This window comes from Providencia sp. PROV182 (assembly GCF_028480325.1).
In the GTDB taxonomy this organism is placed as follows: domain Bacteria; phylum Pseudomonadota; class Gammaproteobacteria; order Enterobacterales; family Enterobacteriaceae; genus Providencia; species Providencia hangzhouensis.
The window spans coordinates 212897-234001 of record NZ_JAMPOL010000010.1 but is presented as its reverse complement, the minus strand read 5'-3'; the positions used below and the strand labels follow the sequence as shown (position 1 = coordinate 234001).

The window sequence follows — 21105 nt, the reverse complement described above, 5'->3', positions numbered from 1 at the left end:
ACACACAGATAAATACTGCTGATATTATTTCAATTATCGAAACAATTTAACAGAATGTGATTAGAACACCTATCAGACAAAACGGAAAAAATGATGGGAGAGAAAAACAGAGAAATGAAATAATATTTTTTAAATAGTAAGCAGAATATATATTTAATAAATGAGCAATATGCATTTTATGAGTGAGAAAAAATATTTCCCTCACTCTATACATGGAATTATTAGGTGTTTTTTACTGGGATTGTGTCCCGCAAGAAGCTACCAAGACGACGCTGGTAAAAAGGCTGAACGTGTTGAGTAATAAAATGGCTAACACCTTGTTCATTTTCATTCACCACACAAAAATCAATAGACTCGTCATCAGCTAAAAACTCACAAGCAAGCGTCCCAGCCCCATGGATAATTGAATCAATATTTTCTGCTCCTGTGGTAAACTCCAACGCTATCATTAAGATAGGCGCTTCTTTAGCAGAATCGCTCTCTGTTGCGGAGACCATGAAACCGCGTCTGACCACTTTGTGTTGTTTAAAAAATTCAGTAAGCGCGTCAACAATGGCTTGTGGCTGATCTTCTAACACACTTAATTTAAGTGATGAGCCTTTCGGCACTGTTAATTCAGTAAATTGGATCTCAGTTTCTTGGTTGGAACTGTTATTATTCGATTGCTGCGACATTGCCAATCCCCTGCTATTAAAAATAATCGCTTATTATACTCGCAAATACGTCAAGGTAAAAAAATAGGCACGAAAAGTCACCTTCCCGTGCCTGTTATCAATCAAACATTCGCTACTTTGATTTACTGATTAATAAGTTAGCTAATGTTCTTACACCTGTACCCGTTGCGCCTTCTGCCCATAAGCTAACTGCAGATTTACGGTAAGTCGCTGAGCAGTCAATATGCACCCAATTTTGACGATAATTTTCGACAAAATGCGATAAAAATGCCGCAGCGGTGCTTGCGCCTGCTGTGTGCGATGGTGCCGCAATATTGTTCAAATCCGCAAAACTAGACGGTAATTGCTGGCGATGGAACTCTGCCAGTGGTAAACGCCAGAACAGTTCAAACTCAGCGTCTGAAGCGTTCATTAAATCAGCAACTAACTTGTCATCGAAACTCAATACAGAATGGTAGTCATTACCCACGGCAGTTTTCGCTGCGCCCGTCAAGGTTGCTGCATCAATAATTAACGTTGGTTTTTCTTTGCTCGCATCAATCAGGCCATCGGCTAGGACTAAACGACCCTCAGCATCTGTATTCATTATTTCAACGGATTTACCATTGCGGTAACGAATAATATCACCCAATTTGAATGCATTGCCGCTAACCATATTGTCAGCAATGCACAGGAACATTTTCACACGTTTTTGTAAGCCACGTGAAATCGCCAATGCCAATGAACCTGCCAATGTTGCTGCACCGCCCATATCGGCTTTCATTGAATTCATTGAGGATGATGGTTTGATGCTATAGCCGCCTGAATCGAAAGTAATTCCTTTACCCACTAACGCAGCAAATACAGGGGCATTTGGGTTGGCTCCTGGGTTGTAATCCAACGCCAAAAATACAGGTGGACGACTTGAACCACGACCAACCGTATGAATACCGGTATAACCTTGTTCTAATAAATCATCACCTTTAATAATACGGTAGCTAATGTCTTGTGCGCCGACAGTGCAGAGTAAATCGATGGCGCGTTGTGCGAGTTGTTCTGGGCCTAACTCTTCTGCCGGTGCGTTAATCACATCACGTACCCAATCAATGGTACGAATACGGTTTTCTAACTCTTTACGATCCGCTTCTGGCAACACTGGCCATTCAATCGTTCTAGCCCCTTTTGGCGCACGAAAACCTTGCCAAAATGCCCAGCTTTTTTCTAAATCCCAGCCTTCGCCAGCCAAAGCTACATTGCGGATCCCTTGGCCATCTAATTTACGGCCAGCGCTTTGTACTGCACATAATTTACCTGCATGTTTCAGGTGGATTGTCATCCCTTTATCGCTAGAGCTTAACAATGCGCCTTCGCCCCAACAAGGTGCAGCAGGCTCACAAGAAATCATTACTGGCATAATTTGTTTTGTCATCGTTTTTCTCACTTTGTCTATTTTTGCAGACAGTAAAAGCCCATTTATTCTGTCGGCAGATGGCATTACCTTAACTGATAAATACCAATAGGGATATCATTATAGTGCTGATATAAAATAAAAAACCGAGCACTATTTCTGGCAGTCACTCGGTTTTTAGGGGAAAACCCTACTTATTCGAATTCATCCAGCCAAACTAACAAAATCGCTTCTAGGATTTTCTCGTTCGATTTTTGCGGATCATCATCAAATTCTTCTAAATCGCAAATCCACTGGTGCATATCGGTAAAGCGCACCGTTTTTGGATCAACATCTGGAAATGCGTCATACAGTGCTTCACCGATTTCACGGCTATTTGACCATTTTAAACTCATCATTTTCTCTCATTATATGAACAACTATTTTTCGAATTATAGCCCTTTGAATCATACCAACGGATCTTTTTCAGTTATTCTTCATTATACTGTTTGTGAGAGGTAAATCGATAAGTGTTTCCAAACAAGCTAGTGTAATACCTTGCTCTTTTAATGCTGTAAACAAGCCGCTTGATGAAACATAAGGGAAACCCAACTTTTCTTTGATCTTTTGAATTCGTCTATTTTCACTGGCTTCTGAACAACCTTGAATATAACTGATTTCTTTTACCTTACAGTGCGAAAGCAGTAGGCGTATGGTTATCATCTCTTTTCGTGTAAAACGAATATGGCCAAAACGCATATATTTTTGAGGATTTAATAGTTCCGGTGCAACATTCTTTGTTTGCCCTAATAATTGTGCCTTTATAGGAATATTCGCTCTCATCGGTAAAGTAACGTCAGGATTTTTTTTCCAAAGCTGGTGGGCATACTCAGAAATCATGGGGCGATGCTTATAAATAGATAACATTTCAGATAATGTGAGCTGCTTATTTGAATTTACAGTAGTAATTTCAAATGTACTCCCATATCTATTACAAAAATCAACTTTAAATTTACTTTTTTTCGATTTAGCTAGAATCTTCATGAAAACTTCTGGGTAATTATTCCAATATTGGATGCTCGATTTTAATCTTTCTTCCACCAAAAGATCCAACCCACTGTTTAGACTTATTAATTGCCATTCATAATTATTAGATGCTATATGCATTGTTTTATTTTTTAAATCAACACAGAAATAGGTAACATCAACATCATGCCAATCAAAAATATTTATAAATTCATTTTTAAAATTACTACATACATCTTCAAAAACTTGGCTTTCAGCATTCATATCAATTCCTTAATAAAGTTTAACTTCCCGTTTTTGTCTCTATTTCAAAATCTTTAGATGGTTTTTTATAAATTAAAAATCGAAGTGCACCACACAATGTTAGAAATAAGCCCACATAGGCTATATTAATATTAGCAAGATAAGTTGTAATCAAAGGTGAGACACCACCAAAAAGCATTGCTGTAAAGTTAAAACCTAACGCAAGTGTAACAACCTTTCCTTTTGCCGCTTTAAACAACATAAAGGGGGTCGTTGCTAGAATCATTGCTGCATATATATTGATAATTAATTGAGAAATAATAGTTAATATTATAGATTGACTGCTAATTAATAAAAATATAGGAATTGATAAAAACACCATTCCTATCACACCGAGGTTATATACCTTTTCCAAAATATTATATTTGTCGGTAAGCCAGCCACAAATTAACATAAAAGATAGAAGTAAAATTGACAATAACAGTGCCCATACAGTCCTATCTTCTATCATTTGCATTTTTTCAAGAAACATAGCTGTTGAAACATGCTGCACAAAGAAGAGCACATTTCCAGGTATGGTTAATAAAAAAACAAAAAACATATCCATATAACTAATAGGTACTGATTTTATTTTTTCACTTGAATTATTAGGCAATTTCATTCTAAACCAAAAGCTAATAGCAATATTAAGCACTCCTAAAAACAGGGGAACTCGCCATCCAATACTTTGCATCATCTCTGGTTCTAAAAAAAATTCCAAAGCAAATACAACTGTAAGTGAAATAATAATACCGAATGCTGTACTGCCATTGATTATGGCTGATAACCTTGAGTTTTCATTATTCTTAGAGTTATTAAAAAGGTAAGTAATTAATGATGGATATTCTCCTGCAAAACTAAATGATAGTGCCATTTGCAAAATTAAAATGGCAATAGGAGTGTAATTCCCTAATAAATTAATAGGTAATAATGCCATGCATAGTGTAGCTGTCCCTGTTATAAAACTTGTTAAAACCAATGCGGACTTTTTACCAACACTGTCGGCATACCTCCCTATAATATAAGCGCCAACAGGCCGAATAATAAAACGCAAAGCAAATATACCCCATACCATCTCTGTCGCTTGGTTATAGCCTAGCCGCTCTAATTCTGCGCTGAGATAACTCGATATTGCCGCAAAAACAGCAATATCATAATATTCAAGTGTATTACCAGCCACTGCGCCAAATCGATATTTCCATTTCATGATAAAATTCCTTTTTATCTCCAACTTTATTTAATTAGCATTTATATAAACATTGAATCATTGTATTTTAATCCAAAGGTAACTACTCAATATCGATATTATCTATAACATAAAAAACAAAGCGCACAAAGTGATAATTTAATTACTAACTTTAAATCAGCAAATAAATAAAACAAAAAAATTTCATAATATATAAATAATTAATTTATTAAAATTAAATAAAATATTAAGAATTGCATTTCACTTTCAAAAAAACAAAAGAAAATAACAAGGAAAATATTAAAATACAAAAAATCACTCTTATTACATATATGAATAAATATTAAGGACGATTTACTGTTATTTTTTAAATAATTCACATTGTAGCTAGACGGCAAATGAGAGTATTTTGGAAAGCATACAAAAGTATGTGACTAGGGTTAGCGAAAGAAGCTAACAACGCTACAGTGTGAAGCATGACATGTATTTTGATTTTTTAAATAATTCACGTTGTAGCTAGGCGGCAATTGAGCTAATCCCTAGGAGCATACATAAGTATGTGACTAGGGTTAGCGAAAGAAGCCAACAACGCTACAGCGTGAAGTATGACAAAAATCAGTGTTCGCGGGCGTGATTGATAGTATAACGTGGTATCTCCACCACTAAATCCTCATCCGCCACCAATGCCTGGCAACTTAAACGACTTTCTGGTTCTAACCCCCATGCTTTGTCTAACATGTCATCTTCGAGTTCACTACTTTCTTCTAGTGAGTCAAAACCTTCGCGAACGATGCAATGGCAGGTTGTACAAGCACAGGATTTTTCACAGGCGTGCTCAAGCTCAATACCGCTGCGTAATGCAACATTTAAAATAGACTCGCCTTCTTGTGCTTCAACGACAGCACCGTCTGGGCATAAATCACTATGAGGTAAAAAAACTATTTTAGGCATAATTATATCTCATCCACAGAATGGCCTGACAACGCTTGGCGAATGGACGTATCCATACGACGCGCTGCAAACTCCTGCGATTGCTTATCCAGTTGTTTAATGGCATTTTCAATTACGATTGGGTCTGTACCCTCAACCGCTTTAATTAACTCATTGACCGCATTATCAATTTCTGACTCTTCTTTTGGCGTCAGTAAATTGCCATCTTGGGCTAATGCGTTCGTTAAACTTTCAAGCACTCTTGCAGCTTCAACTTTTTGCTCCGCTAAGCGGCGCGCATTTAAGTCATCTTGCGCGTTAGTCATTGAATCTTTAATCATGTTTGAAATTTCGTTATCCGTTAACCCATACGATGGCTTAACTTGAATCGAGGCTTCTACACCAGTGGATTTTTCCATAGCACTGACACTCAACAGCCCATCGGCATCGACTTGAAAAGTCACACGAATATGAGCTCCACCGGCTGCCATTGCTGGAATATCACGTAAGGTAAAGCGCGCTAACGAGCGGCAATCTGCCACCATTTCACGCTCACCTTGCACCACATGCACACTCATTGCCGTTTGGCCGTCTTTAAATGTGGTAAACTCTTGAGCTCGAGCAACTGGAATCGTCGTATTGCGCGGGATCACTTTTTCAACCAATCCCCCCATGGTCTCTAGACCAAGGGATAACGGGATCACGTCCAATAACAACATTTCGCTGTCGGGCTTGTTCCCTACTAAGATATCGGCTTGAATTGCGGCACCAATTGCCACCACTTTATCTGGGTCGATGGATGTCAGAGGTGATTTACCAAAAAACTCCCCAACTTTTTGACGTACTAATGGTACGCGAGTCGAACCACCAACCATAACAACGTTCAGCACCTCTGATGCTTCAACACCTGCATCTTTCAATGCACGACGACAAGCCATCAGTGTACGTTTCACGTAATTTTCAATTAACGTTTCAAACTGCTCACGACGAATTTCCCCTTGCCAATTGGCAAGCTGAATAGCCACTGCATCTGCGTCACTGAGCGCGACTTTCGTTTCTGTCGCCATATTTAATAGTTGACGATTTAAATGATGATCACCTTGTAATGAAACGCCTGCTTGCTCAGCAATCCACTGTGCCAGTACTTGGTCGAAATCATCGCCCCCAAGTGCGGTATCGCCGCCCGTTGCCAACACCTCGAATACACCGCGGCTTAAACGCAAAATAGAAACATCAAAAGTACCACCACCAAGGTCATAAACAGCAATCACGCCTTCTTGCCCAGAGTCCAACCCGTAAGCAATCGCAGCGGCAGTCGGTTCATTCAGTAAACGTAATACATGTAAGCCTGCAAGGCGCGCCGCATCTTTTGTACCTTGGCGTTGTGCATCATCAAAATAAGCCGGTACCGTAATCACTACGCCATCCATTTCGCCACCTAAGGTTTCTTCCGCACGTTTTGCTAATGTTCTTAGAATGTCAGAAGACACTTGGATTGGGTCGACTTGGCCAGCCGCAGTTTGAATAAATGGCAAACCATTTTCACTGGCACTTAGTTGATAAGGTAAGTCAGGGTAGCGTTTTTGAATATCGGCCAATGAACGCCCCATCATGCGTTTCACTGAAATAATGGTATTGACTGGGTCTTGCTCGGCAAGTTGCTTAGCATCCCATCCCACTAGTTTGCTTTCAGGCTGATAATTAACAATCGATGGTAATAAAAAACGCCCTTGATTGTCAGGCAAAGCCGCAGCTTCACCACTGCGCACTGTCGCAATCAAAGAGTGGGTGGTACCTAAATCAATGCCAGCAGCCAATTTGCGTTGATGCGGAGCTGCTGTCATACCGGGTTCGCTGATTTGTAGTAACGCCATAATCGTTTTCTCTTAAAATTCATCTAGTAACCGTTCTTCGAGTTGCTCAGCTTGCTGCTGAAGCTTATCGAGAAAACGTAGTTTACGTACGGTATCAGCGGCTTTTTCCCACTGCATGGCATCTAACTCTGTCACCATCAGTGCGCTTCGTGCTTGCTGCATTTGTTTGACGTTTTGCATAAATTTAGCTAATAAATCAAGTGCATCATCACTGTTTTCAATATTGTCTAACTCTTCACGTAGCTCAAGCTGCTCCATTAAAAATGCCGTATCATGCATGGTATGTTGTTCGTTATTAATATCAAAACCATGTAATGAAAGCATATATTCCGCGCGTTTTAGCGGGTGACGAAGGGCTTGATAGGCAGCATTAATGGTTGCTGCTTTTTGCAGTGCTTGCATTTTTTCCTGTTCAGAACAGGTTGCAAACCGGTCAGGATGGTATTGACGCTGTAAGTCTTGAAAACGTAACGTCAGTTGTTCGCTATCGATGGCATAAGTTGGGGTCAACCCAAAAAGAGTAAAGTAATCCATAAGTGCTCAGTTTCTCGAACCGGTTACCAATGCCACTAACAAATTAATATTAGTGAGATTGGCCGAAAATTAGGCTTAATTGAACGCATTATACGTGAAAACTTTCACCGCATCCGCATTCACTATTGACGTTAGGGTTATTAAATTTAAACCCTTCGTTTAAGCCTTCTTTAACGAAATCCAGCTCAGTACCATCAAGATAAACAATGCTCTTGCCATCGACGATGACCTTCACGCCTTTATCTTCAAAAACCGTGTCTTCTTCATTAATTATATCAGCGAATTCAAGAACATAAGCCATCCCTGAACAACCTGAAGTTCTTACACCTAAACGCAAGCCCTCGCCTTTTCCACGATTTTGCAGAAAGGATTGAATACGCTGCGCAGCACTTTCTGTAAGAGAAATAGACATTGCAAACCTCACTTTAGAAACAAACAAGGCAGATGCTACTCATTAGTCGCATCCGCCTTCAAATTATTTTATACCCACCCTATTTCTAAGCTAAGAAACTCAGCGATGTTTAGCCTAGAAGGCATGAGTATTGTTCCAGTTATAGGACGATAACTTGTTGTTATTTATTAATATGGCTTGCCCTATAGACTGATTAAAAACTTATTTGCTTTGGCGTTTGCTTTTGTAATCAGCAATAGCAGCTTTGATTGCGTCTTCCGCTAGAATTGAACAGTGAATTTTCACTGGTGGTAATTCTAACTCTTCTGCAATGGCTGTATTTTTGATTGACTCTGCTTCGTCCAAACTTTTGCCTTTCATCCACTCAGTCACGAGTGAACTTGAAGCAATTGCTGAACCGCAACCATAAGTTTTAAAACGTGCATCTTCAATAATGCCGTCATCATTTACTTTAATCTGTAATTTCATGACGTCACCACAGGCAGGTGCGCCTACCATACCGCTACCGACGCTTGGGTCGCTGTTGTCAAACGAACCAACGTTGCGTGGGTTTTCATAATGATCGATAACTTTTTCACTGTAAGCCATTTTTAAACTCCTGAAACCGTCTGATTAATGGTGAGACCATTCGATGCTGTTAAGATCTACGCCGTCTTTAAACATTTCCCATAAAGGAGACAGCTCGCGTAAGTGGCCAATTGCGCCATGAATCATTTTGATTGCATAGTCAATTTCTTCTTCTGTCGTGAAACGACCTAAAGAGAAACGGATTGAGCTATGTGCCAGCTCATCATTCATCCCTAAAGCGCGCAGTACATAAGAAGGTTCTAGGCTTGCAGAAGTACATGCAGAACCTGAAGATACAGCCAAATCTTTTAATGACATCATCAGTGATTCACCTTCAACATAGTTGAAGCTGACGTTCAGAATGTGCGGCGCACCGTGTTCTAAATCACCATTGAGGTAAACTTCTTCGATATCTTTAATACCGTTCCACAAACGTAACCGTAAACCGCGTAAGCGCTCAGATTCCGCAGCCATTTCTTCTTTGGCAATACGGTAAGCTTCGCCCATACCAACGATTTGGTGTACAGGTAATGTCCCAGAACGCATACCGCGCTCATGGCCACCACCGTGCTGCTGCGCTTCAAGGCGAACACGAGGTTTACGGCGGACATACAGTGCACCAATGCCCATTGGGCCATAGAGTTTGTGCGCAGAGAACGACATTAAATCAACTTTTAACGCATTCAGGTCGATGGGCAATTTGCCCACGCTTTGAGTTGCATCGACGTGGAAAATAATCCCTTTGCTACGGCATAATTCACCAATAGCTTCGATATCCTGCACTACACCAATTTCATTATTAACATGCATAATAGAAATTAAAATAGTGTCTTCACGGATAGCGTCTTGTAGGTCTTGCATAGCAATTAAACCGTTGCTTTGCGGTGACAGGTAAGTCACTTCAAAACCTTCACGCTCTAATTGGCGGCAGGTATCTAAAACGGCTTTGTGTTCCGTTTTACAGGTAATAATGTGGTTGCCTTTCTTTTTATAGAAATTAGCAGCGCCTTTAATCGCTAAGTTATCAGACTCAGTTGCGCCTGAAGTAAACACGATTTCACGCGGGTCAGCGCCCACTAATTCGGCGATTTGATTGCGAGCAATATCTACCGCTTCTTCCGCTTGCCAGCCGAAACGATGAGAACGGGACGCTGGGTTACCAAAGTTCCCATCCATTGTTAAACATTGCATCATTTTTTCAGCCACACGCGGGTCAACCGGTGTTGTTGCTGAATAATCAAGATAAATTGGTAATTTCATTGCTCACTTACTCCAAAGGACAAGGTAACTTGCCTTTAATTTTTAAAGATACAAATAGCGGAAATTAGCTCTTCGTCTAACAACTCACCAAGATGTACCGACTGCAATTTTTTTAATATTTTTAAGCACGTACATTGATAATCGATTCAGGTGTAATCCCATTTGGCATGGTTTTACGCTGTTCGTTATCTTGTCTATCAGCAACAACCATGACTTCTTGGTTTTTAACCAGCTCATCAAGGCTAATGCTGCTAAGGAAACTTGTAATTCTATCGCTTAAATCGCGCCATAGTGCGTGAGTTAAGCAGCGATCGCCATTTTGGCAACCTTCTTTATTACCCTGGCAACGGGTGGCGTCAACAGATTCATCTACCGCAGCGATTACTTCAGCAACAAAGATTTGGTCTGCGTCTCTACCAAGCAAATAACCGCCGCCTGGACCGCGCACACTCGAAACCAACTCGTTTTTGCGTAAACGAGAGAAAAGTTGCTCAAGATAAGAGAGGGAAATTCCCTGACGTTCAGAAATGTCAGCTAAAGGCACTGGACCTGACTGAGAGTGTAATGCGACATCTAACATCGCAGTTACTGCGTAACGCCCTTTGGAAGTGAGTCTCATAACATATTACTCCGTGGTAAATTATGGTCAGATTGTGACATTCCTGAGTAATTTAGTCAACTATTTACCTGACTAATTTACTCAAGTATTATTCACCTGATTTTACCACGGATTTCGCCTCACTTTTTCGCCCATTTTTCCATTGACGTTAAAATACCCCGCAGGATATGTAACTCTTGGGTTTCGATATGCGCTCGAGTGAATAAACGGCGTAATTTATTCATAATTAAGCCAGGGTGGGCTTTACGTATAAAACCGGATTCATTCAATACGCTTTCAAGATGGACATAAAACCGCTCAACATCTTCTGACGGCGGGTATTCTACCTCATCATCTGCGGAAATTACCGTATTTTTTTCATTCATTGAAAGATACGCCATACGTATCTCATAACTCACCAACTGAACCGCCATCGCTAAATTCAAAGAACCGTATTCAGGATTCGTTGGGATATATAAATGATACTGACATTTTTGTAATTCTTCGTTGGTCAATCCTACTCGCTCACGACCAAAAACAATCGCAACTGGCGATTCTTTGGATTGCTCAACAGATTTAACGCCACATTCACGTGGCTCAACCATCGGCCAAGATAAAGTACGAGAACGCGCACTAGTGCCGATCACTAGTTTACAGCCTTCTAAAGCTTCATCGAGAGTTTTAACGATTGTCGCATTACCAATAACATCACTTGCTCCTGCAGAAAGCGCAATAGAGTGTGAGTCTGGTTCAACAAGAGGGTTAACAAGATAGAGATTAGAAAGCCCCATGGTTTTCATTGCGCGGGCCGTTGAGCCCATATTACCAGTGTGTGAGGTCTCAACAAGAACAATACGGATATTATCTAACATGGTTTATACGTTTCATAAAAAAATTATCGCAATAGCTTAACACAAAATTGCTTATTGTGACGAACATCTATATACTTCGGCACTCAAGTTTTTCGTTCTTTAACATTCCAGTGGAAAAAGCCCATGCATCCGATGCTTAACATCGCCATACGTGCAGCACGTAAGGCCGGTAATCACATAGCTAAAAACTATGAAATGCCTAGCAATATTAAAGTCACTCAGAAAGGCACTAACGATTTCGTTACTAACGTTGACCAAGAATCTGAGCAACTGATAATTGAAATCATCCGCAAGTCATATCCAGACCACACTATTATCACTGAAGAAAGCGGTGAATTAATTGGTAAAGATGATGATATTCAATGGGTAATCGATCCACTGGATGGCACCACCAACTTCACAAAACGCCTCCCTCATTTTTCTGTTTCTATCGCTGTACGCGTTAAAGGCCGTACAGAAGTTGCTGTTGTCTACGACCCAATGCGTAATGAATTATTTAGCGCAGTACGTGGACAAGGCGCTCAACTTAACGGTTATCGTATTCGCATTGATGAAAAGCGTGACCTTGATGGCGCTATCGTTGCGACAGGTTTCCCTTTCAAACAAAAACAGCACGCTGCGGTATATATGAATATCATGACCGCAATGTTCGACAAATGCGCTGATTTCCGTCGTACGGGTTCTGCGGCGTTAGACCTGTGTTATGTTGCTTCTGGTCGTGTTGATGCATTCTTTGAAATCGGCTTAAAACCATGGGATTTCTTAGGCGGCGAGCTAATCATGCGTGAAGCTGGCGGTATCATGACTGACTTTATTGGCGGCCATAATTATATCGCATCTGGTAACTTAGTCGCTGGTAGCCCACGTGTTGTTAGAGACATACTGTCCGTCATGAAAGATGAATTATCGGAAGCATTAAAACGCTAATTCATTCAGACTAGAAATAAATTAGCGCCAAACAAAAACCCACTCTTATTGTGGGTTTTTATTGTTACTTAAAAATAAATTGTTGTTTAAAACAAAATAACACCTTTAATTAATTCACGATTATTAATGACATCACTTTCATAAACATCACCAATGGTATCAAAGTCAAATTGGTGTGTTAGCATCATCCCACTAGATAACTTACCTTCAGCCATTAATCTTGCAACTTTATTGAAGTCTTCAGGCGTTGCATTACGACTCCCCATCATTGTTGTCTCTTTTTTATGGAAATCGGGGTCTGGAAACGATAAATTACCTTTAAATAGGCCAACAAATACAATTAAACCACCATGACGAATTAAATTCACCGCGGTGTTCATTGCGTGTTGATTCCCCGTAGCATCAATGACTTTCTCAGCAAGCATGCCTGAAAAATGGCCTTCAATGCTTGATAAGTAATTTTCAGCCGCTGGGTCACACGTTTTTAAGCCTAAGACCTTTTCAACATGTTGGCGACGTGCCTCACTGGTATCAGCCACTAATACGTTAGCACCATCCGCTTTGGCAATTGCAGCAACGCCAAGCCCTATCGGTCCAGCCCCTACGACTAAAACAGTATCTTGCGCTTTAACTTGCGCACGCCTGACGGCATGAGCACTGATTGAAAATGGTTCGATCAAGGCGCCATCAATATCTGTGACAGTGTCTTCAATCGCTAATACATTTTTCTCTGGAACATTTAAATATTCACAAAAACCCCCGTCTTCGTGAACGCCAATAACTGATATTTTTTCGCAACAATTTGTTTTTCCTTCCTTGCATGCACCACATTCGTAACATGCGACATAAGGCATCACCGCAACACGTTGCCCGACTTTCCACTGCGTGATATCTGATGCAACCTCACAAATAGTTCCAGAAATTTCATGTCCTAATACTCGTGGATATTGAAAAAATGGCTGGTTTCCTCCCCATGCATGAATATCAGTTCCACATATACCAACCGCATGAATTTTTATTTTTACGTGCCCAGTTTGAACTGTAGGTTCAACAACTTGTTGATAGACTAATTGTTTAGGTTCTTGGCAAATCAATTGTTTCATATTTCCCTCCATCAATTTATCTGTCTTTTTTAATTTAAAAAACATAGACTAGATAATTAACAACCGAATTTTGTGATTAAATGTTTTTAAATCGGTTTTAAATCGGTCTTTAAAGAATAAAAATCAGATTCAAGGAGTATTTAAATGGTGAGGAGTAAAAATATACGCTATGGGTCAATTAATGAATTCTTAGATGCCATACATAAAAATTTATTAACATCCCCCTTCCCCTCACAATCTTCTTTAGCAGAGATGTTTAATATCAGTCGAACCACCGTGAGACATACCCTCGAATATTTATTAGAAAAGAAAATCATTGAAAAACAAGGGAATGAATATCATGTCATTCGCTATCCCAATAAAACTGATTTCTTTCCTGTTGAATCAAGTCTCCCTGATCAACAAATCGTCTTATTCGAAAAAGCGTTTTATCAAATGATTAAACGCAAAGAATTGATGCCCGGAGATACTTTTACTGAATTACAATTAGCAAAAAAAAGTCATGTAAGTTCTAGTGTTGTTCGGGAGTTCTTAGTGGAGTTTTCCCGTTATGGGTTAATTAAAAACACCCACCGAGGAAATTGGCATATGATGAAGTTTTCACGTGAATACGCAGAAAAACTTTTTGAGTTTAGGGAGTTACTAGAAACCAATGCATTGACTCATTTTTTAAATTTACCACCAGATGACCATCGTTGGATTTTAGCGAAAGAGCTATTACTCAAGCATAGAACACTGCGTGAAACCGTTACTATCAATTACCGCGACTTTTCTCAACTAGATTATGAACTACATAGCCTTATTCTATCGGGTGCCAACAACCCATTTTTTAATCAATCTCTTGAAATCATCACTGTGATATTTCATTTTCAATATCAATGGGATGAATCAGATTTAAAAGAAAGAAATGTACTGGCAATTGAAGAACACATGACCATTTTAAGTGCATTAATTAGCCGTAATGATATTGTCGCGATGAATGAACTTAGACATCATTTAGATACCGCTAAACGAACTATGATCAACTCCATACAGCAAACTTATGAATAAATAACATTAGGTTACAAGGCCAATGGATGGCCAATGACGAATTATTTCTTTGGGTCGATAATGGTACACATCAAACAAAACCTGAATTTTTCAGTAAAAAAAACAGCTTAATTATAGAATTATTATTATCAAAAATTATAGAAAATAAAATTATCACTATATTTCAATTAATTAAAAGACATATTTATTGAACAGATTTAATCTATCAATAATTCATCTGTTTTTAACTGATAAAAAACACATTAAAAACATCAAAAAGCCATTCATTCCACAAAATTGATGCAATTAATAGTCCATAGAAAAAAATACTTCTAGTCTGAATCAACACCAGATGATTAATACACATAATAACTAGAGGAATGGTCATGGATTACTTAAATAGACAGTCAATGGCTAATAAGCAATACCCAGAGAGAATTTTGCAATTCGGAGAAGGTAATTTTTTACGTGCTTTTATCGACTGGATGGTTGACCAACTGAATGAAAAGACAGATTTCAATAGTGGCATTACGCTTGTCAGGCCAATTGACTCATCTCATCCCTCAATTAATCAACAAAATGGACTTTATACTGCCATCACCAGGGGAATTAATGAACAAAAACAAAGCGTTTCTAATATAAGGATTATTAATTCGGTTAACCGTGAAATACTTATCTATTCTGAATATGATAAATTTTTAAAGTGTGCAGAAAATCCCGAATTACAATGGATCTTCTCTAATACTACGGAAGCAGGGATCGTATATAAGCACGACGTACGCTTAGAAGATACACCAGCAAGTAGTTTCCCTGCAAAGCTTACTCAATTTTTATTTCACCGCTTTCAACATTTTAATGGCGATAGTAGCAAAGGGTTGTTCATCATCCCCTGTGAGCTAATTGACTATAATGGCGATAAATTACAAGAGTTTGTAAATCAACATGCACAAGACTGGCAACTCCCCGCAGATTTTATCGCTTGGCTAAATAGCAGTAATACGTTTTGTTCTACGTTAGTCGATAGAATTGTTACTGGCTACCCGAAAAATGAAATTGAAAAACTGGAAAAAGAATTAGGCTATAAAGACGATTTTCTCGTCACTGCTGAATATTTCTATTTATTTGTTATTCAAGGGCCAAAAATACTAGAGCAGAAGCTAAAGTTAAATGAATTGCCATTAAATATCAAAGTAGTAGATGACATAAAACCCTACAAAGAACGTAAAGTTGCAATCTTAAATGGTGCACACACTGCGATGGTTCCCGTTGCTTATTTAGCAGGGGTTCGAACTGTTCGTGATGTCACTACCAACCCAATCTTTTTATCTTTCATCAAAGATTTAATTGATAATGAGGTTATTCCTGTTTTATCTCAAAGCCCTTCGGAGCTCATGGCTTTTGCCTCCGCAGTAATTGACCGTTTTAATAACCCATATATAGAGCATGAGTTACTTTCAATTTCTCTAAACTCGCTAACTAAATTTAAAACTCGTTTATTACCTCAATTAATCTCTTATGTTAAGCAATACAATAAAATTCCTTATTGCATTTCATTTTCACTTGCTGCGCTTATTGTTTTCTATCGAGGAAAACAGGGTGAACAACTCATTCCTTTAAATGATGATGATTATTTACTTGAACGCTTTAAAGCTTGGAATGAGCTCTATGACTCAAATGTAAAACAACTGACTGAAAATGTGCTAGCAATGTCTGATTTATGGGGATTAAACCTCAACGAAATACCACAATTACAGGATGATGTGAGCCAAAAAATCACAGATATTCTGAATTGTGGCACAGAAGCAATGCTACGCAAAAAATACATTGGTTAGAAAAAGAAACTAAATACTTAAAACAATAAATCCCCTACAGGAGATACCTTTATGAAACTGAGCACATTAAACGGAAAGACATTTCTTAGCTTAACACTCAGCACAATGCTATTAATGGGCAGCATGACAGGTGCCGCATTCGCCGATGCTAAATATAAGCTAAAAGTCGCTTATGAAAATAACCCCGGAGAGCCTTTTGACTTAGCTATCCACGAATGGGCAAAGAAATTCAATGAAAAAACTAATGGTGAAGGTGAGTTAATTCCTTACCCAAGCTCACAATTAGGTTCTAAAAAAGATGTCATCGAACAAATGAAGTTAGGTAGTCCATTAATTACCTTAGCAGATGGTGCCTTCTTTTCTGATTATGTACCTGATTACGGTATTATGTTTGGGCCGTACTTAGGGCTATCTTATAAAGATATTTTTAAATTAAATGCCTCACCTTGGTATGGTTCCTTAGAACAACAGTTAGATAAAAAAGGCCTTCATGTGGTTTCTAAAGATTGGCTATATGGTTCACGTCATATCTTAGCCAATAAAATGATCCAAACCCCAGATGACCTAAAAGGTTTAAAAATTCGCGTCCCCAACAATAAAATTCAAATTAAAGGTTTAGAGGCAATGGGAGCCACACCAACACCATTACCTTTAGCTGAAGTTTATACTGCACTTAATCTCAAAATTATTGATGGTGCAGAAAACCCAATTCCAGTGCTATATGGGCAAAAACACCATGAAGCAGCCAAATTCTTAATTCTAACGGGCCATGTAGAAAACGTAACCAACTTAGTCATGGGCAGCAAAACCTACGCTAAATTACCTGAAAATATTCAGCAGGCTTTAGTTGAATCAGGAAATGAAGCTGGGCAATTTTTAACAGATTTAGTCTTACAACAAGAAAAAGAGATTATTGAAAAAATGAAAAGTGAAGGTGTTACTGTTGTTGAAGTAGACAGAGCGCTCTTCAAAGAAAAATCTAAGCCTTTCTATAATGAATTCCCTGAATGGTCTGCGAATTTATATCAACAAACTCAAGATATTATTAATAATTAACCCTATTACTTGGCGGTTAACACCGCCAATATTTTTACAATACAAATGGTTGACTATTATTCTCGCAAGGATCTTTTATGTTTAAATTTCTGGGGAAATTAAGTGATATAGTGGCTTCGCTTGCCGTTGCCGCTATCGTCATTATTACCATTCTTGCTGTATTCATGCGTTGGCTTCTTAATGACCCTTTAATGTGGAGTGAGGAAGTTTTAATTATTTGCTACATATGGTTGGTTATGATTGGAGCAGCATCCGCTGCGGGTAAAAGAATGCACGTCAGTATTGATGCTATTACCTCTTTATTTCCTGAAAAAGTACAATTAGCTATCGCGGTCATTACGCATATTATGGCCATTATTGCTTTATCAATTTTTGGGTATCTTGGATATGAACTCTCGATTATCGCAGAAGATAAAATAACACCAATTATTGGTGTTTCTTATTACTATATCGACCTTTCTGTTCCCATTGGCGCATCCATCATGGTGTTATTTTCTATCCAACATTTACTGGAAGACATGAGTAAATTAATAAAAGGAGATAAACCATGTCAGTAATTATCGCCTGTATTGTATTAATATTCTGCTTTTTAATTAATGTTCCCATTTTTTTAAGTGTGCTAATTGCATTACTCACTTATTTCTTTTCTGCTGGTGATATATCTCCTCTTATTGCAGTTCAGCGCATTATTGGTGCAGGAGAAAATGTCACGTTACTTGCTATTCCTTTTTTCATTCTGTTAGGTAACCTTTTGAATTACACGGGTATCACTAGCCGAATGTTAAAATTTACTGGCACACTGTCTGGGCACTACCCAGGGGGACTTGCCCAATCTAACGTATTATTAAGTACAATGATGGGCGGGCTCTCTGCATCTAACCTTGCTGACTGTGCCATGTTATCTAAAATGTTAGTACCCGAAATGACCAAATTAGGTTATGGGAAAAGCTTCTCTGCCGCTGTCACTGCTGCAGGATCATTAATAACACCTATAATTCCACCAGGTATTGCATTAATCATCTATGGATTTGTTGCCGATGTCTCTATTGGTAAGATGTTTATGGCTGCAATCATTCCTGGTTTAATGTGCTGCGTTGCTTTAATGGTTACAATTTATCTTATTGCCAAAAAACGTGGATACAAACCTGCTAGAGACAAAGCGCCTACATTTGCTGAAGTTTACCAAACAGGTAAAGGAGCAATGTCAGCTTTCCTCTTAGTCCTCGTTATTATTGGCGGAATTCGCTTTGGTATTTTTACACCGACAGAAGCTGGTGCTATTGCTGTACTTTACGTTATTGTAATTGGTACCTTCTTTTATCGTGAAATGAAGTTAAAAGACATTGCGGCCTCATTTTTAGAAACAGCTCGTTCAACAGCAAGCATAATGCTCATTATTATGACTTGTTCTGCGTTAGCATGGGTATTGACGAACGAGCAAGTGGCACAAGATGTTGCCAAAATGATGACAAGTTTCTCTGATAATCCATATGTCTTCTTAATGATTGTCAATGCGGTGCTTTTAATTCTAGGTATGTTTATTGAAGGTAATGCAGCAATTATTGTCCTTGTTCCATTATTAATGCCTACAGTAAAACTTTTAGGAATTGACCCTATCCATTTTGGCATTGTCATGATCCTTAATTTAGCTATCGGATGTTTAACACCCCCTATGGGAACGGTAATGTTTGTTGCCACATCGATTACTGGTGTACGTATTTCAGACTTTATTCGTGAGGTCATGCCACTGTTCTTTGCATTAATTATCGTATTACTCTTAGTCACTTTTATGCCTGTATTTACGACTTTCCTACCAAGCTTATAAGATAAGATTATATCTCAATGGCAAGTCATTAACTATGACTTGCCATTTTATTATCAATTAATTTTTTATAAATTAAATTTTATTTAATTTCACAAATTAATATTACTCTTGTTTATTGTTAAGTTAATTGATCTTTATCCTTGTCACAATAACATGCACAACAAGAAATACTCAAAAAGATAAACTACTGATCATCAAAAAAATTACACTTATTACGAGTCACACTGACATAATTAGAAAAACAATATCATATTAAATTCATACATATAAAAAAGACATTAATCTCATTAAATATTTTTTTAATTTTTAATTTGAAAAAAATATACTTTATATCTAGCATAAAATAACACAGCTAATTTACATTCAGCTGTTAATCAAAGTTATATCACTTTATTTTACTTTGACCTTATGGGGTTAATTATGTCTAGATATATACTACCTCTGTCTTTACTTTCGTTATCTGTTATATCAGGTTCAGCACTTGCAATAACTAACAGTGCTGGAGGAATTATTTCAATTTCTGGAGCAATAAGCGATACAACTTGTACTATTAATGGCGGAAATAGTGCCGATATGACTGTTGTTCTTGACCCAATAACCGTAACAGATGCAGGGACCACTGCCGCGACGGTTATTTCTAAAAATCAAAAACAATTTTCTTTAACTTTCTCTGATTGCGCACCTGCGAGCACTCCTGTAAGTAATCTGAAATTACACTTTTATTCATCAAGTAATATTTCCCCTTCCGGTTTGTATTTAGTGAATACTTCCGTCAATGAAAATGATGCTTCCGTTGCTAAAAATGTTGGATTTAGTTTATCTAAAACCAGCACTCCAACAACCGCAATTCCACTCAATGTGGCCTTTGATACTAACCTTACAGGGGCTGACACTGGTGGCGCGACAGGAGCTACACTCAATTTAATAGCCAGTTATTATAAAACTAATGCAACTGCTGCCAAAGTCGGTCTTTTGCAATCAAATGTAATATATACAGTTTCCTATTTATAATTATGACTTAGCCAGGCTTTTATTAGCCTGGCTTTAAATGGATACTATTATGAAAACTCTAGTTTTATTACTCACTATTTTATTTTCGAGCTCAACATTTTCTAATGTTATTATTACAGGCACTCGAATTATATATCCTGCTGACGCTGATAGTATTACTGTACAATTAACCAATAATAGCAAAACATCGTCTCTTGTTCAGTCATGGATTGATAACGGTGATGAAAATTCCACACCTGAGAATTCTGAAGCGCCTTTTTATTTGTCCCCTCCTATTGTTAAAATTGAAGGTTTACAAGGTCAGCAATTAAAAATAAAAAAAATACCCGGAAAACTTTCTGACAATGTTGAAAGTGTATTTTTCTTAAATGTTTTAGATATTCCTAAAACGCCAGAATCTGCTAAAGGCAAAAATGCAATTCAGCTAGCCACACGCTCACGAATTAAAATTTTTTATCGTCCTATTGGTCTAACCGAATCCTCCGATGAAGTCATTAATCATGCGAGCTACCAGATTAAAAATAATAACATATTAGTTAAAAATAACTCGCAATACCATTTAACTATTGCAGCTATCACACCATCGGACGATAAAAATAATTCATTAATTGATTCTGCGATGATTGCCCCTATGTCTGAAAAAGAATTACCTATTAAAGGAACAATGAAAAGCCACGATCTTATTTTAATGTATGTGGATGACTATGGTGTTTTCAAATCTAAAAACATTAAACTTTAATA

22 protein-coding genes are annotated in these 21105 nt (G+C 38.1%); 8 read left to right on the top strand and 14 right to left on the bottom strand.

What is annotated here, in order from left to right; translation table 11 throughout:
• Positions 1-221 precede the first annotated feature (221 nt).
• From PR834_RS09090 to trmJ, 13 genes are all read right to left on the bottom strand, one after another.
• The gene (locus tag PR834_RS09090; protein ID WP_004264902.1) at positions 222-674 is read right to left on the bottom strand and encodes an enhanced serine sensitivity protein SseB C-terminal domain-containing protein; all 453 of its coding nucleotides are present in this window, start codon (positions 672-674) and stop codon (positions 222-224) included.
• Positions 675-786: 112 nt separating this feature from the next.
• Positions 787-2082, bottom strand: coding sequence for an aminopeptidase PepB (gene pepB, locus PR834_RS09085; protein WP_112308277.1), 1296 nt, complete (start codon positions 2080-2082; stop codon positions 787-789).
• Positions 2083-2255: 173 nt separating this feature from the next.
• Positions 2256-2456, bottom strand: coding sequence for a Fe-S cluster assembly protein IscX (iscX, locus tag PR834_RS09080; RefSeq protein WP_004912658.1), 201 nt, complete (start codon positions 2454-2456; stop codon positions 2256-2258).
• A gap of 70 nt (positions 2457-2526) precedes the next feature.
• Positions 2527-3330 (bottom strand): hypothetical protein, encoded by an 804-nt coding sequence (locus tag PR834_RS09075; RefSeq protein ID WP_136134217.1) that lies wholly within the window; start codon positions 3328-3330, stop codon positions 2527-2529.
• A 19-nt stretch (positions 3331-3349) separates the two neighbouring features.
• The gene (locus tag PR834_RS09070) at positions 3350-4555 is read right to left on the bottom strand and encodes an MFS transporter (protein ID WP_004264908.1); all 1206 of its coding nucleotides are present in this window, start codon (positions 4553-4555) and stop codon (positions 3350-3352) included.
• A 594-nt stretch (positions 4556-5149) separates the two neighbouring features.
• A complete protein-coding gene (fdx, locus tag PR834_RS09065) occupies positions 5150-5485 on the bottom strand; it encodes an ISC system 2Fe-2S type ferredoxin (protein ID WP_004264910.1) in 336 nt (111 codons plus the stop codon).
• A 2-nt stretch (positions 5486-5487) separates the two neighbouring features.
• Complete coding sequence (gene hscA / locus PR834_RS09060; protein ID WP_272536602.1) at positions 5488-7338, bottom strand: Fe-S protein assembly chaperone HscA; 1851 nt, start codon at positions 7336-7338, stop codon at positions 5488-5490.
• A gap of 12 nt (positions 7339-7350) precedes the next feature.
• A complete protein-coding gene (gene hscB, locus PR834_RS09055; protein ID WP_094961711.1) occupies positions 7351-7872 on the bottom strand; it encodes a co-chaperone HscB in 522 nt (173 codons plus the stop codon).
• 88 nt (positions 7873-7960) lie between these two features.
• Positions 7961-8284 (bottom strand): iron-sulfur cluster assembly protein IscA, encoded by a 324-nt coding sequence (gene iscA, locus PR834_RS09050; protein WP_004264913.1) that lies wholly within the window; start codon positions 8282-8284, stop codon positions 7961-7963.
• Positions 8285-8485: 201 nt separating this feature from the next.
• Positions 8486-8872 (bottom strand): Fe-S cluster assembly scaffold IscU, encoded by a 387-nt coding sequence (gene iscU, locus PR834_RS09045; RefSeq protein ID WP_004264914.1) that lies wholly within the window; start codon positions 8870-8872, stop codon positions 8486-8488.
• Between the two features lie 24 nt (positions 8873-8896).
• Positions 8897-10111 carry an IscS subfamily cysteine desulfurase gene (locus tag PR834_RS09040; protein ID WP_004264915.1) on the bottom strand — a complete coding sequence of 405 codons (1215 nt, stop codon included), beginning with the start codon at positions 10109-10111 and terminating at the stop codon, positions 8897-8899.
• Positions 10112-10232: 121 nt separating this feature from the next.
• Entirely contained in the window at positions 10233-10730 is a 498-nt protein-coding gene (iscR, locus tag PR834_RS09035; protein ID WP_004264917.1) for a Fe-S cluster assembly transcriptional regulator IscR, read from the bottom strand.
• Positions 10731-10849: 119 nt separating this feature from the next.
• Entirely contained in the window at positions 10850-11581 is a 732-nt protein-coding gene (gene trmJ, locus PR834_RS09030; RefSeq protein WP_004264918.1) for a tRNA (cytosine(32)/uridine(32)-2'-O)-methyltransferase TrmJ, read from the bottom strand.
• 123 nt (positions 11582-11704) lie between these two features.
• On the opposite strand from trmJ, the gene suhB reads away from it, so the two are divergent.
• On the top strand, positions 11705-12508 hold the full coding sequence (gene suhB, locus PR834_RS09025; RefSeq protein ID WP_004264919.1) for an inositol-1-monophosphatase: 804 nt from the start codon (positions 11705-11707) through the stop codon (positions 12506-12508).
• A gap of 86 nt (positions 12509-12594) precedes the next feature.
• Here suhB and PR834_RS09020 read toward each other — a convergent pair whose 3' ends face one another.
• Positions 12595-13623 carry a zinc-binding alcohol dehydrogenase family protein gene (locus PR834_RS09020; protein ID WP_004264920.1) on the bottom strand — a complete coding sequence of 343 codons (1029 nt, stop codon included), beginning with the start codon at positions 13621-13623 and terminating at the stop codon, positions 12595-12597.
• Positions 13624-13755: 132 nt separating this feature from the next.
• On the opposite strand from PR834_RS09020, the gene PR834_RS09015 reads away from it, so the two are divergent.
• From PR834_RS09015 to PR834_RS08985, 7 genes are all read left to right on the top strand, one after another.
• Positions 13756-14661, top strand: coding sequence for a GntR family transcriptional regulator (locus tag PR834_RS09015; RefSeq protein WP_004264921.1), 906 nt, complete (start codon positions 13756-13758; stop codon positions 14659-14661).
• A gap of 365 nt (positions 14662-15026) precedes the next feature.
• Positions 15027-16472 (top strand): tagaturonate reductase, encoded by a 1446-nt coding sequence (locus tag PR834_RS09010; RefSeq protein ID WP_167732477.1) that lies wholly within the window; start codon positions 15027-15029, stop codon positions 16470-16472.
• Positions 16473-16523: 51 nt separating this feature from the next.
• The gene (locus PR834_RS09005; RefSeq protein WP_004264923.1) at positions 16524-17528 is read left to right on the top strand and encodes a C4-dicarboxylate TRAP transporter substrate-binding protein; all 1005 of its coding nucleotides are present in this window, start codon (positions 16524-16526) and stop codon (positions 17526-17528) included.
• Between the two features lie 77 nt (positions 17529-17605).
• The gene (locus tag PR834_RS09000) at positions 17606-18085 is read left to right on the top strand and encodes a TRAP transporter small permease (RefSeq protein WP_004264924.1); all 480 of its coding nucleotides are present in this window, start codon (positions 17606-17608) and stop codon (positions 18083-18085) included.
• Entirely contained in the window at positions 18076-19353 is a 1278-nt protein-coding gene (locus PR834_RS08995; protein ID WP_004264925.1) for a TRAP transporter large permease, read from the top strand. The genes PR834_RS09000 and PR834_RS08995 overlap by 10 nt, the downstream gene beginning before the upstream one ends.
• 420 nt (positions 19354-19773) lie before the next feature.
• The gene (locus PR834_RS08990; RefSeq protein ID WP_036958998.1) at positions 19774-20364 is read left to right on the top strand and encodes a fimbrial protein; all 591 of its coding nucleotides are present in this window, start codon (positions 19774-19776) and stop codon (positions 20362-20364) included.
• A 49-nt stretch (positions 20365-20413) separates the two neighbouring features.
• Entirely contained in the window at positions 20414-21103 is a 690-nt protein-coding gene (locus PR834_RS08985) for a fimbrial biogenesis chaperone (RefSeq protein WP_168697636.1), read from the top strand.
• Positions 21104-21105 lie beyond the last annotated feature (2 nt).

Coding starts and splice junctions, on each gene's coding strand:
- PR834_RS09015 (WP_004264921.1), top strand. CDS start 13,756: ATGGTGAGGAGTAAAAATATACGCTATGGGTCAATTAATGAATTCTTA.
- hscA (WP_272536602.1), bottom strand. CDS start 7,338: ATGGCGTTACTACAAATCAGCGAACCCGGTATGACAGCAGCTCCGCAT.
- iscA (WP_004264913.1), bottom strand. CDS start 8,284: ATGTCTATTTCTCTTACAGAAAGTGCTGCGCAGCGTATTCAATCCTTT.
- pepB (WP_112308277.1), bottom strand. CDS start 2,082: ATGACAAAACAAATTATGCCAGTAATGATTTCTTGTGAGCCTGCTGCA.
- PR834_RS09075 (WP_136134217.1), bottom strand. CDS start 3,330: ATGAATGCTGAAAGCCAAGTTTTTGAAGATGTATGTAGTAATTTTAAA.
- PR834_RS09090 (WP_004264902.1), bottom strand. CDS start 674: ATGTCGCAGCAATCGAATAATAACAGTTCCAACCAAGAAACTGAGATC.
- PR834_RS09040 (WP_004264915.1), bottom strand. CDS start 10,111: ATGAAATTACCAATTTATCTTGATTATTCAGCAACAACACCGGTTGAC.
- PR834_RS09000 (WP_004264924.1), top strand. CDS start 17,606: ATGTTTAAATTTCTGGGGAAATTAAGTGATATAGTGGCTTCGCTTGCC.
- iscU (WP_004264914.1), bottom strand. CDS start 8,872: ATGGCTTACAGTGAAAAAGTTATCGATCATTATGAAAACCCACGCAAC.
- PR834_RS09010 (WP_167732477.1), top strand. CDS start 15,027: ATGGATTACTTAAATAGACAGTCAATGGCTAATAAGCAATACCCAGAG.
- PR834_RS09005 (WP_004264923.1), top strand. CDS start 16,524: ATGAAACTGAGCACATTAAACGGAAAGACATTTCTTAGCTTAACACTC.
- PR834_RS08995 (WP_004264925.1), top strand. CDS start 18,076: ATGTCAGTAATTATCGCCTGTATTGTATTAATATTCTGCTTTTTAATT.
- PR834_RS08985 (WP_168697636.1), top strand. CDS start 20,414: ATGAAAACTCTAGTTTTATTACTCACTATTTTATTTTCGAGCTCAACA.
- trmJ (WP_004264918.1), bottom strand. CDS start 11,581: ATGTTAGATAATATCCGTATTGTTCTTGTTGAGACCTCACACACTGGT.
- PR834_RS09020 (WP_004264920.1), bottom strand. CDS start 13,623: ATGGAGGGAAATATGAAACAATTGATTTGCCAAGAACCTAAACAATTA.
- hscB (WP_094961711.1), bottom strand. CDS start 7,872: ATGGATTACTTTACTCTTTTTGGGTTGACCCCAACTTATGCCATCGAT.
- PR834_RS09070 (WP_004264908.1), bottom strand. CDS start 4,555: ATGAAATGGAAATATCGATTTGGCGCAGTGGCTGGTAATACACTTGAA.
- suhB (WP_004264919.1), top strand. CDS start 11,705: ATGCATCCGATGCTTAACATCGCCATACGTGCAGCACGTAAGGCCGGT.
- iscR (WP_004264917.1), bottom strand. CDS start 10,730: ATGAGACTCACTTCCAAAGGGCGTTACGCAGTAACTGCGATGTTAGAT.
- iscX (WP_004912658.1), bottom strand. CDS start 2,456: ATGAGTTTAAAATGGTCAAATAGCCGTGAAATCGGTGAAGCACTGTAT.
- PR834_RS08990 (WP_036958998.1), top strand. CDS start 19,774: ATGTCTAGATATATACTACCTCTGTCTTTACTTTCGTTATCTGTTATA.
- fdx (WP_004264910.1), bottom strand. CDS start 5,485: ATGCCTAAAATAGTTTTTTTACCTCATAGTGATTTATGCCCAGACGGT.